At 28.4% G+C, this 12,450-nt stretch carries 9 protein-coding genes and 1 pseudogene; 7 read left to right on the forward strand and 3 right to left on the reverse strand.

What is annotated here, in order from left to right:
- Positions 1 to 123 precede the first annotated feature (123 nt).
- The 7 genes and pseudogenes from PG913_RS06740 (at position 124) to PG913_RS06770 (ending at position 9,466) form a co-directional block, all read left to right on the forward strand.
- The gene (locus PG913_RS06740) at positions 124 to 1,101 is read left to right on the forward strand and encodes a D-alanine--D-alanine ligase (RefSeq protein ID WP_271230056.1); all 978 of its coding nucleotides are present in this window, start codon (positions 124 to 126) and stop codon (positions 1,099 to 1,101) included.
- Between the two features lie 4 nt (positions 1,102 to 1,105).
- Entirely contained in the window at positions 1,106 to 1,558 is a 453-nt protein-coding gene (coaD, locus tag PG913_RS06745; RefSeq protein WP_271230057.1) for a pantetheine-phosphate adenylyltransferase, read from the forward strand.
- A gap of 257 nt (positions 1,559 to 1,815) precedes the next feature.
- Positions 1,816 to 2,229 (forward strand): HYC_CC_PP family protein, encoded by a 414-nt coding sequence (locus PG913_RS06750; RefSeq protein WP_271230058.1) that lies wholly within the window; start codon positions 1,816 to 1,818, stop codon positions 2,227 to 2,229.
- A 107-nt stretch (positions 2,230 to 2,336) separates the two neighbouring features.
- Positions 2,337 to 6,040, forward strand: a pseudogene (locus PG913_RS06755) (efflux RND transporter permease subunit).
- 40 nt (positions 6,041 to 6,080) lie between these two features.
- A complete protein-coding gene (locus tag PG913_RS06760) occupies positions 6,081 to 7,277 on the forward strand; it encodes a TolC family protein (protein WP_271230059.1) in 1,197 nt (398 codons plus the stop codon).
- A 29-nt stretch (positions 7,278 to 7,306) separates the two neighbouring features.
- Positions 7,307 to 7,582: a heavy metal-binding domain-containing protein gene (locus PG913_RS06765; protein WP_271230060.1), complete on the forward strand. Its 276-nt coding sequence runs from the start codon at positions 7,307 to 7,309 to the stop codon at positions 7,580 to 7,582.
- A 114-nt stretch (positions 7,583 to 7,696) separates the two neighbouring features.
- Complete coding sequence (locus tag PG913_RS06770) at positions 7,697 to 9,466, forward strand: efflux RND transporter periplasmic adaptor subunit (RefSeq protein WP_271230061.1); 1,770 nt, start codon at positions 7,697 to 7,699, stop codon at positions 9,464 to 9,466.
- A gap of 58 nt (positions 9,467 to 9,524) precedes the next feature.
- Here the strand turns inward: PG913_RS06770 and manA are convergent, their stop codons facing one another.
- From manA to PG913_RS06785, 3 genes are all read right to left on the reverse strand, one after another.
- Positions 9,525 to 10,586, reverse strand: coding sequence for a mannose-6-phosphate isomerase, class I (gene manA / locus PG913_RS06775; RefSeq protein ID WP_333780818.1), 1,062 nt, complete (start codon positions 10,584 to 10,586; stop codon positions 9,525 to 9,527).
- A gap of 174 nt (positions 10,587 to 10,760) precedes the next feature.
- Entirely contained in the window at positions 10,761 to 11,177 is a 417-nt protein-coding gene (locus PG913_RS06780) for a hypothetical protein (RefSeq protein WP_271230062.1), read from the reverse strand.
- Positions 11,178 to 11,225: 48 nt separating this feature from the next.
- The gene (locus PG913_RS06785) at positions 11,226 to 12,386 is read right to left on the reverse strand and encodes a glycosyltransferase (RefSeq protein ID WP_271230063.1); all 1,161 of its coding nucleotides are present in this window, start codon (positions 12,384 to 12,386) and stop codon (positions 11,226 to 11,228) included.
- Positions 12,387 to 12,450: the final 64 nt, after the last annotated feature.

A 12,450-nucleotide genomic window follows, 5' to 3' on the forward strand; every position in this document is an offset into this window, starting at 1 on the left:
GTGCAAATTTACAGTAAAAATATTAGTATTTTTAATTCATCAACTCTTAAACGAGTTTTTTTGCTAAGTTTGTATAAACTTAGACAAAAAAATTACAATATAAAACAACTCAAAAGCAGTAAAGTGAAAAAAAATATAGCTATTATTATGGGTGGATATTCTTCTGAAGTAGCAATATCCTTAAAAAGCGGAACAGTAGTTTACACGCATCTTGACAAAGAAAAATATACTCCATATAAAATTCATATCTTAAAAAATAAATGGGTTTTAGTTGATGAAAAAAATGAAGAACACCTTATAAATAAACATGATTTTTCTGCGGATGTAAATGGAAAAAAAATAATGTTCGATTGTATTTTTAATGCAATTCATGGCGCACCAGGTGAAAACGGAACTATTTTAGCTTATTTCGATTTAATAGGATTAAAACATACCTCAGCTCCTTTTTATCAAATGGCATTAACATTTAATAAACGTGATACTTTAAGTGTTGTAAAACAATATGGAATTGCTGCGGCAACTTCAGTATATTTAAACAAAGGCGATACTACTAATGTTGATAAAATTATTGACAAAGTTGGCTTACCATGTTTTGTAAAGCCAAATAATGCGGGTTCTAGCTTCGGAATTTCAAAAGTACACACTAAAGAAGCATTAATTCCTGCTTTAGATGTTGCATATAAAGAGGATTCTGAAATATTAATTGAAAGTTTTTTAGATGGAACAGAAGTTTCTGTTGGAGTAATTCAATATAAAGGAGAAATAAAAGTTTTACCAATTACAGAAATTGTTTCAGAAAATGATTTTTTTGATTATGAAGCTAAATACGAAGGAAAATCACAAGAAATTACACCTGCTCGTCTTTCTGAATCACAAGAAAAAAAGGTTACAGAAATAGCTAAACGAATATATCAAATTTTAAATATGCGTGGTTTTTCTCGTTCAGAATATATTTTTGTAAACGACGAGCCTCATTTTTTAGAAATGAACACCGTTCCAGGATTAACTGAAGAAAGTATTTTACCACAACAAGCAAGTTGTGCAGGTATTAGTTTATCTAAATTATTTGGAAACGCCATTGAAACAGCATTAAATAATTAATATTATGAAAAAAGCAATTTTCCCAGGATCTTTTGATCCTATCACCTTAGGGCATGTAGATATTATTGATCGTGGCGTTACTTTATTTGATGAATTAGTTATCGCAATTGGTGTTAATGCTGATAAAAAATATATGTTTTCATTAGAAGAACGTAAGCGTTTTATTGAAGAAACGTTTAAACATCAACCTAAAATAAAAGTCGTTATATATAGTGGATTAACTGTGAAATTTTGTCAAGAAGAAAATGCTGAATTTATTTTAAGAGGTTTACGAAATCCAGCCGATTTTGAATTTGAAAAAGCTATTGCACATACCAATAGAAAACTTTCAGAAATAGAAACTGTATTTTTACTAACATCCTCTGGAAAAAGTTATATTTCATCATCTATTGTTCGTGATGTAATTCGAAATGATGGTGATTATACAGGTTTAGTTCCTGATGCAGTAAGAGTTTAATATTCAGAGAAAGCATCAGTAAAAATTATAGGAATTATTTGATTTTTTAATTAAACTCAAATTATTTATGTAAAACAATAGCCTGTTTAAATTTTATCCACTAAAACTGTCAGTTCGAGTGATTTTTTTCCTTCAAAAAAATTATATCGAGAACTTTTTTAAATGAAATTTAAACAGGCTCTAAATACTAAAAAATAAATATTTTAAGATTTTATTAATATTTCGTTTGCTAAAATTTTAGTAAATTTGTAATCTGTATGAAAAAAGTATCTCATAAAATAATGTCTGTATTAATGGCTTTAGTAGTGTTGTTCGCTACTATGTCGTTTACTATTGATATGCACTTTTGTGGCGATACTTTAATAGATACAGCAGTATTTCACAAAGTAAAATCATGTGGAATGAAAATGCAAAAACCAGCAACTAAAGGATGTACTATAACAAAGAAAAATTGTTGTAACGATACACAGATTGCTGTTGATGCACAAAATGAATTACAAATTACAGTTGATTCAATTTCTTTTGAACAACAAGTATTTATATCATCATTTGTTTACAGTTATAGTCTTCTTTTTAAAACTGTAAATAATAACGTACCTTTTTATAAGGCATATAAACCGCTACTCGTCATAAAGCAACTCTACAAGATTGACGAAACTTATTTAATTTAATTTTTAAACAATAGACTGTTTATCCTATGGATTTTTTCCATCAGGATATTTTCTTGTATTCGGTATTCTCGTAATACCAATGTCTAACTGTTTAAAAAAATAAAACAATGCTAAATAAAAGCATCAAATTTCTAATAGAAAATAAACTCGTAGCCGTTTTAATACTCTTAATTTTTATTGGCTGGGGAATCGTACACGCCCCTTTTAATTGGAATACTGGCTTTTTACCAAGCAACCCTGTTGCCGTAGATGCAATTCCTGATATTGGCGAAAATCAACAAATTATATTTACAAAATGGGATGGTCGTTCACCTCAAGATATTGAAGACCAAATTACGTATCCTTTAACAACATCTTTACTTGGTATTTCTGGAGTAAAAACAATTCGTAGTTCTTCTATGTTTGGTTTTTCTAGTATTTATATCATTTTTGAAGAAGATGTAGATTTTTACTGGAGCAGAAGTCGAATACTCGAAAAGTTAAATTCGTTACCTAATAATTTACTTCCTAATGAGGTAAATCCATCTTTAGGTCCTGATGCAACAGGACTCGGGCAAATATTCTGGTACACTATTGAAGGAAGGAATCAACAAAGTGATGTGACTGGTGGCTGGGATTTACACGAAATAAGAAGTGTGCAAGATTACTATGTAAAATATGCGCTTTCATCGGCTAGCGGAGTATCAGAAGTAGCTTCAATTGGTGGGTATGTTCAGGAATATCAAATAGATGTAAACCCTGAATTAATGCGTCAATATAAAATTGGATTAAACGAAGTTGTTAAAGCAGTAAAACAAAGTAATAAAGATATTGGTGCGCAAACTCTAGAGATTAACAAAGTTGAATATTTAGTACGTGGTTTAGGTTATATAAAATCTATTTCAGATATCGAAAATGCAGTCGTTACTTCGGAAGATTTTACGGCTATCAAAATAAAAGACATCGCAAAAGTAACACTTGCACCAAAAGCAAGACGTGGTATTTTAGATAAAGAAGGTGCTGAAGTTGTTGGTGGCGTAGTCGTTGCAAGGTATGGAGCAAATCCATTGGAAGTTATCAATAATGTAAAATCAAAAATAAAAGAATTAAGTGCAGGTTTGCCTTCAAAGGTTTTAAAAGATGGAACAACTTCTCAACTTACTATTGTTCCTTTTTATGATAGATCAGAACTTATTACAGAAACATTAGGTACACTAAACGAAGCTCTTACGCTTGAAATATTGATTACTATTTTGGTCATCATTATTATGACTTTTAATCTTCGAGCTTCTATTCTTATTTCAAGTTTACTTCCTGTTGCTGTTTTAATGGTTTTTATCGCCATGAAAATTTTTAATGTTGATGCCAATATTGTGGCACTTTCAGGAATTGCAATTGCCATCGGAACAATGGTAGATGTTGGTGTAATTCTTTCAGAAAACATCATTCGGCATTTAGACGAAAACAATGATAAATCTCCTATAAATGAAGTAGTTTATACCGCTACAACTGAAGTTTCAGGAGCTATTATAATAGCAGTTTTAACAACAATTATAAGTTTTATTCCTGTATTTACTATGATTGGAGCTGAAGGAAAACTATTCAGACCTTTAGCATTTACTAAAACCTTTGCTTTAACAGCTCTATTATTGTTGCCTTATTTTTGATTCCTCCTTTTGCTGCATTTTTATTCAAAAAAAGAAGCATCAAAAAAGTATCAGGAATTGTTATCAGTAGCCTTTTAATTTTGATTGGAATAACAGCCGTAATTTATGGCTATTGGATTGCTATTATTTTGATTGCTTTTGGAATATCTGCTATTTTAAAATCGAAACAAAAAATTAATAAGAAACAGGTAAATTATATTAATATCGGTATTTCTGCGCTGGCAATTGTGTTTCTTTTAGCAGAATATTGGCGACCATTAGGTGTTGATAAAAATATCTTTTGGAATTTAATTTTTGTAGCTATCATTTGTTTCGGACTTTTAGGTGTTTTCACCTTATTCAGAACATATTATACTCGTATTTTAAATTGGGCTTTAAACAATAAAATACTGTTTCTTTCTATCCCTACGACTATTGTAATTTGTGGTTTTTTTATCCTAAAAAATACTGGAAAAGAATTTATGCCTTCCTTAAATGAAGGTTCTTTTTTACTGATGCCAACATCGATGCCACATGCAGGTCTTGAAGAAAATAAACGCACTTTACAGTTGTTAGATATGGCTGTAGCCAGTATTTCTGAAATTAAAACTGTAGTTGGTAAAGCAGGTCGTGTAGGCTCATCTTTAGATCCTGCTCCGCTTTCTATGTATGAAAATTTAATTCAGTATAAACCAGAATACATGCTGAATAAAAATGGAAAACGACAACGTTATAAAACAACTAATAATGGATTATTTGTTTTAAAATCAGGAGCAACTATTGAAAATCCAAATAATACAGAAAATAATATTTCAATGCCTGAAATTACAGTCAAAAATCTTATTGAAGATGATAATGGTGATTTTTACAGAAATTGGCGTCCAAAGATAAAATCAGCAAATGGTATTTGGGACGAAATTGTACGAGTAACAAAATTACCTGGCGTTACTTCTGCTCCTAAATTACAACCTATTGAAACACGTTTGGTGATGTTACAAACAGGAATGCGTGCACCAATGGGAATAAAAGTAAAAGGACAAAATTTAAAACAAATTGAAGATTTTGGTGTACAATTAGAATCGGTTTTAAAACAAGTAGAAGGTGTTAAAACCGAAGCTGTATTTGCTGATAGAATTGTTGGAAAACCTTATTTACTTATCGACATTAATAGAGAAAAAATTGCACGTTACGGAATAACAATTCAAGATGTTCAAGATGTATTAAAAGTTGCTGTTGGTGGTATGGAAATAACACAAACAGTAGAAGGTCGTGAGCGATATGGCGTGCGTGTTCGCTATCCTAGAGAATTAAGGTCTACTCCTACCGATTTAAAAAACATTTATATTCCTGTTGCAAAAGGTAGCGCAATTCCTTTGAGCGAATTAGCAACTATTAAATACGAACAAGGTGCTCAGGTTATTAAAAGTGAAGATACTTTTTTAATCGGTTATGTACTTTTTGATAAACTAAATGAATATGCTGAAGTTAGTGTTGTTGAAAATGCTCAAACTTTAATTCAATCAAAAATAGATTCAGGTGAATTAATCGTTCCTAAAGGAATTAATTATCAATTTACGGGTACTTATGAAAATCAAATAAGAGCAGAAAAAACATTATCCGTAGTAGTTCCTTTGGCATTAGGTATCATTTTTTTGATTCTATATTTTCAATTTCGATCAGTAGCAACATCATTAATGGTTTTTTCAGGAATTGTTGTCGCATTTGCTGGAGGTTTTATTATGATTTGGTTATATGGACAAGATTGGTTTTTGAATATTAATTTCTTTGGAGAAAATCTACGAGCATTATTTCAGATGCATCCTACCAATTTGAGTGTTGCTGTGTGGGTTGGTTTTATCGCTTTATTCGGTATTGCTACGGATGATGGCGTTGTTATGGCAACCTATTTAACACAAATATTTGATAAAAATAAACCTATCAATAAAAAAGAAATTAGAGCTTCGATTATAGAGGCTGGTGAAAAACGTATCCGCCCGTGTTTAATGACAACTGCTACAACTATTTTAGCATTATTACCAGTATTAACAGCTACTGGAAGAGGAAGTGACATTATGATTCCGATGGCAATACCTAGTTTTGGTGGAATGTTAGTTGCTTTAATCACCTTGTTTGTAGTACCTGTTTTATTTAGTTGGAAGCAAGAATTAAAACTTAAAAAGAAATAATATGAAATATTTTAAATCATACTTAAAAACAGTTTTTTTGATGTCATTTTTTTGCTTTTTTACAGAAGGAAATGCACAACAACTCAAAACACTTATCGAAGAAGGATTATCAAAAAACCCTAAAATCCAATCTTTTAAATTAAAACATCAAATTGCATCAGAAAAAACAAACGAAGCAAATACCTTACCTAATACACAAATAGGTGTTGGTTATTTTGTAAGCGAACCCGAAATAAGAACAGGTGCTCAACGTTTTAAAATTTCTGCAAAACAAATGCTACCTTCTTTTGGAACGATAACTGCTAGAGAAAATTATCTTAATTCTATTACAGATGCCGTTTATGAAGATATTGTTATTATCAAACGAAAATTGGTCGCTTCAATATCTAAATCTTATTATCTTTTATATGCTTTAAAAGATAAAAAAGAGGTTTTAGAGGATAATATAATCCTACTTAAAACCTATGAAAAATTAGCTTTAACAGCTATTGAAGTTGGTAAAGCGTCCGCTGTTGATGTATTACGTTTACAAATACGTCAGAACGAACTACAGCAATTAAAACAGATTTTAGAGCAAAATTACTTAGCAGAACAAACCGTAATTAATAAATTATTAAACAGAGAAAAAAATATTAAAATTACTATCGATACTGAATTTGTAATTCCTTCAGAAAATAATTTGATAAATACCAATAATTTAACCTTACATCCTGAATTATTAAAATACGATAAACTTTATAAATCAGTTGAAAAATCTGAGCTTTTAAATCAAAAAGAAAGTAATCCTATGTTTGGTTTTGGGCTGGATTATGTAGCTGTTTCTGAAAGACCAAATATGGATTTTAGTGATAATGGAAAAGATATTTTGATGCCAATGATTAGTCTTTCTATTCCTATTTTTAATAATAAATACAAATCAAAAAGTAAACAAAATAAGCTACAACAAATAGAAATTATCTCAAAAAAAGAAAACAGATTAAATACTTTAGAAACCTTGCTTGATAAAGCTATTAAAAATAGTAATTCGGCAAGAATACGTTTCAATATTCAAAATAAAAATTTGAAAAAAGCTAAAAACGCAGAAACTATTTTGGTAAAAAGTTATGAAACAGGAACTATTAATTTTAATGATATTTTAGATATTCAAGAATTACAATTAAAATTTCAAATCAATAAAATTGAAGCAATTAGAGCTTATTATTTACAAAAAACTAACATCAATTATTTAAAAAATTAAATTATTTACTAACTTTAAAATCAATCAAAATGAATTTATTAAACAACAATATCATCAGTAAAACAATTTTAACCGCTTTAGTAATCGGATTAACATTTACAACAATGTCGTGTAAAGACGCTAAAAAAGAAAATAAAACTACTGAAAAAATATCCGTAGAAAAAAAAGGAAAAGAACATACATCAGCATACGTATGCCCTATGCATTGTGAAAACAGCGGAAGTGATAAAGAAGGTAAATGTCCAACTTGTGGAATGACTTACATAGATAATAAAATTCATAGCGCAAACGGTCATAAGCACTAAATTAATTTTAAAAATCAGCAATACAAGTACTGTTTATTTGAATATAATAGTACTGTATTGCTCTTTTTTATCAGATTAAAATGATGATAATAATGTTAGTAAATATCTTTTAAAATGAAAAAATATATAATTTACATAGGAATATTAGCTGTTGGCTTATTGTTAGGATGGAGTTTATTTGGTAATTCTCCAAAGGAAAAAACATCACATAATCACTCAGAAAAAGAAGCAATAAATAAAATGTGGACTTGCTCAATGCATCCTAAAATACTGCAATCCGAAGCAGGCGATTGTCCAATTTGCGGAATGGATTTAATTCCTACCGAAACAACTTTCGAAGGGCTTAATCCGAATGAATTTAAGCTAACTAAAAATGCAATGGCATTGGCTAATATTCAAACACTGGTCGTTGGCGATAATATAAATACAAATTCGACACTAAAATTATCTGGAAAAATAACAGAAAGCGAAGATGAAAAAATAGTACAAGCAAGTTATTTTTCTGGAAGAATAGAGCGTTTAAATATTAGTTCGGTTGGTGAAGAAGTTAAAAAAGGACAATTATTAGCAACTATTTATTCACCTGAATTATTTGCCGCACAACAAGAATTAATTACGGCATCAAGTTTAAAAACATCACAACCTGCATTATATAATGCTGTTCGTAATAAATTAAAACTTTGGAAAATTTCTGAAAATCAAATTAATCAAATTGAAAAATCAGGAAAAGTAAAACAAAATTTCCCAATATATGCAACTGTTTCAGGAACGGTATCAGAAAAATTAGTTGCACAAGGCGATTACATTAAACAAGGACAAGCGTTATTAAAAATCACAAATTTAACGACTGTTTGGGCGTTATTTGATGTTTATGAAAATCAAATTGACTTCTTTAAAAAAGGTCAGAATATTACAGTTACTACAAATGCGTATCCAAATAAAAGATTAAAAAAGAAAGTCGATTTTATTGATCCAACTTTTAATTCAGCAACTAGAACCCTAAAACTAAGAGTAATTTTAGATAATAAAAAACGAGAATTTAAAACAGGAATGTTTGTTGAAGGAGCTATTGAAAACAATTTTTCTGATAAAAAACAATTATTAATGATTCCTGCATCAGCAATATTATGGACAGGAAAACGCTCGGTAGTTTATTTAAAAACAACGCCTGACCAGCCTATTTTTGAAATGAAAGAAATAACCATAGAAAAGCAATTGGGTGATAAATATGAAGTTATCGATGGACTTTTAAATGGTGACGAAATTGTAATTAACGGTACCTTTACTATTGATGCTTCTGCTCAATTACACGGTAAAAAATCTATGATGAATAGAAATACTGTAAAAAATATGGGAACAGCGGAAGTGATGAACAATCATGAAAATCATCTTGAAAAAGAAATAAAAAACACTCTTAAAAATGAACGTATTAAAGTTTCAAAAGTATTTCAAAAACAATTAAAAATAGTCGTTAATGATTATATCAATCTAAAAAATCATTTAATTAATGACGATGAAAAAAATGTAATTATCGCCTCAAAAAACATTTTAAATAATTTAAAAAATGTGGATATGAAACTATTAAAAAACAATAACACACATTTAAAATGGATGTCTTTTGATAAAAAAATTAAAGATGCTGTTTATGCTATATCAAAAGAAACAACTATAAAAGAGCAAAGAATTCATTTTAAAAATTTGTCATTAGTTTTAATAAATACTGTTGAAACCTTTGGTATCAATGAAAAAATGTATCGTCAGTTTTGCCCAATGGCAGATAATTATAAAGGTGGATATTGGTTAAGTAAAGAAGAAAAAGTACAAAATCCTTATTTTGGAAATAAAATGCTAAAATGCGGAAGTGTGAAACAAGTTATAGAATAATTTTCAAAAAAAATATGCTTTAATAATTAAAGCATATTTTTTTATTGTAATAAAATTATTAAGAGTCAGGTACACTTGCTTTATAAATTTCAACACCTTTTGTAGAAACAATTCTATAACGAGTATTTGCTTTTATTAAAACTGCTTGTCCTTTTTCAATATTAATACGATTCTTATGTCTTATAACAGTAGCATTACCATCTAAAATAATTAAAATTTCTACAGATTTTGATGTTGAATTATATCTTATAGCTTCTGTTGATTGAATTTTACTTAATTTAAAATCTTTTGCTTTTGTTTTATATACTAACTCACCATTAACTCGATTTTTAACACCATATAATATTTTTGGAATTGTTTCTTCAAATTTAGTATTCTTCAAAAGCTCTTCAACATCGATATGTTTAGTTGTTAATCCACCTCTTAAAACATTATCGGAATTAGCCATTAATTCGATATTTTTCCCTTCTAAATAAGCATGCGGAACTCCTGCATCTTGAAAAATAGCTTCTCCTTTTGATAAATTTACAATATTAAAAAAGTAGAAAGAAAATATACCTCTATCAATATTGTCTAAACTTTTACCTTCTAATGCTTTTGCTGCCCAATATTCTGGTGATGATTTAGCTATCTTATTATTTAAAAAATCCGGTAAAATTCTATCTGCTAAAGGTTTTAAAATTTTATTTACCTCTTCTTGAGAAAACTGCATAACTTTTTTATATAATTCAAAATAATTAGACTCTTCAAAAGTCGATAGTAAAAAATGTAACTCACTTGTTTGTTCAAGATTTTTTATTATTTTTTCACTTTCTAAAAAACCATGCAGCAACCAAAAGTCACTTAGAGCAACCATTACCTCTGGCTTATGATTTTTATCTTTATAATTTCTATTTCTTGCGGTTAATAAAATTCCTTTTTTATTTTCACGTTTAAATCCTATTTCTGCTGCCTCTTTTGTTGGATGTACTTGTATTGATAACATTTTATGAACATCTAATACTTTAAACAAATAAGGTAATTTACCGTAAGTTTTAGCGACTCTTAACCCTAAAAATTCAATTGGCTTTTGTCTTAAAAAGAAATCTAAAGAAATATTTCCTGCTTTTGTTTTAATAATTGACGGTGCTTTTAAATGTGCACCTAGCCAATATTCAGCATAATTAGCTACACTTTTTTTCTTCTAATCAAGTTTGAAATAAACCTTCTTCCTCCCCAATCATATCGTTGTATTTTTCCTTCGATTAAAAAAATTTTTTTTACAGTTTTTTCTAGAACAATCATAGCATAAATTTTAACAATTAATTATTTCATTAATAGAATACACTTTTCTTAATAATATTCTTTCATTTTTTTTATCAGGAAGCTCTATTTCTGATAAATTTAAAAGCTTTTCAATTAAACTTAAATTTAATATACTTGTTGGCTTTGCATGCATAATGAAACCAATATTTTTAGTAGTACTAGTTGATAATAATCGTACACCAGCTTTTATAGCTAACATTATCTTTTTTTCCCGTCTTAATGTTAAAATTGAAATATCACATTTAGACACTTTTTTCAATTCAAATAACAACCTAAAGACTAGCTCATCACCTCCATTATTAATCAAACAAATTTTTATTTTTTGATTAATAAATGATTTTAGAAAAGATGCTCCTAAAAAACTAACATCCTTTCTTCCAAAAATTATGATTATCCCTTTTTTCATATTATGCTTTATATAAAGGTTGATTTTTGTTTAATGATCTATTAGATATTAATCCTTTTTTATTTGTTTTTTTTTATTGTAAAACCAAGCTATTTGCCCTAGTTGCCCAATAATTTTAACTGAATCTTTCATTGATAATTTAGACCCATCTGTATGAACCCATCTTTTTAAAGGTTTCTCACACAATATTTGTTTGGCTTTTTTTAGCCCAAAATGAAGTGTAATTCTTCTAAATATTTCAACATCAAAAATCCATTGTGTTACAAATTTTTCTCCAAATGAAATTTCAATAACATCTTTCTTAAAAATTTTAGCCCCACATTGAGTGTCTTTAAAATCCATTGAAAGAATTTTTCTAATGATAAAGTTTATAGTTAAACTTATTATTTCTCTAGCAGACTCTTTATTGATATTTGCTCCCATTCTACTAATCCTAGATCCACTTACAATCTTATAATCAGAATTTTCAATAGTAGAAACTAAATCATCAAAATCAGATAAATCTGTAGACAAATCGGCATCTAAAAAGCCTATATAATCTAAATCTTCTTTTTTAGCCATATGCAGCATTCCTTGTCTTACAGCTTCACCTTTCCCTCCATTTTTCTCACAATTATACACGGTAATAAATTCCTCTCTTCCTTTTCTTAAATTATTTAAAACCTCTAGTGTTTTGTCTTTACTTCCATCATTTACAAAACATAAGTGATATCCTGAATTTTTTTCAATAAAATTAGTAAACTGATTACTTAAAAGCCTTTTTTCTTCATTATAACAAGGTATTACCACACCAACACATCTTTGTTGTATAATAACGCCTTTATAGTTTATATCTTTATTTTTTGCTTCAGGAGCTCCTATTAATCTTTTTACTCTGGCACAAACTTCTAGTAAACTTAATGGTTTTTTCATATAGTCATTAATACCTAAATCAAAACCTTGTATTATCATACTATCATCAGTATTACCTGATAAAATCATAATAGGCGTGGTAGATTTTTTAATATTTCTAATATGTTTTACAACCTCCATACCTGAAACTATTGGCATATTAAGATCTACAATTACTAAGTCTGGCTGAAAAGAACTAAATAAAGCAATTCCTGTTAAAGCATTTGTTTCTGTTACAACTTCATAACCCAATTCTTTTAGTCGAATTTCTAATGGTATTAAAACTAATTTTTGATCATCTATAGCTAATATTTTCATAATTCAGAATTTTTATTACTTAATAACAAAAATAAAAGTAAGTTAATTACCTCATTAAAAGCTA

Origin of the sequence: Tenacibaculum pacificus (assembly GCF_027941775.1) — a bacterium.
GTDB lineage: Bacteria > Bacteroidota > Bacteroidia > Flavobacteriales > Flavobacteriaceae > Polaribacter > Polaribacter pacificus_A.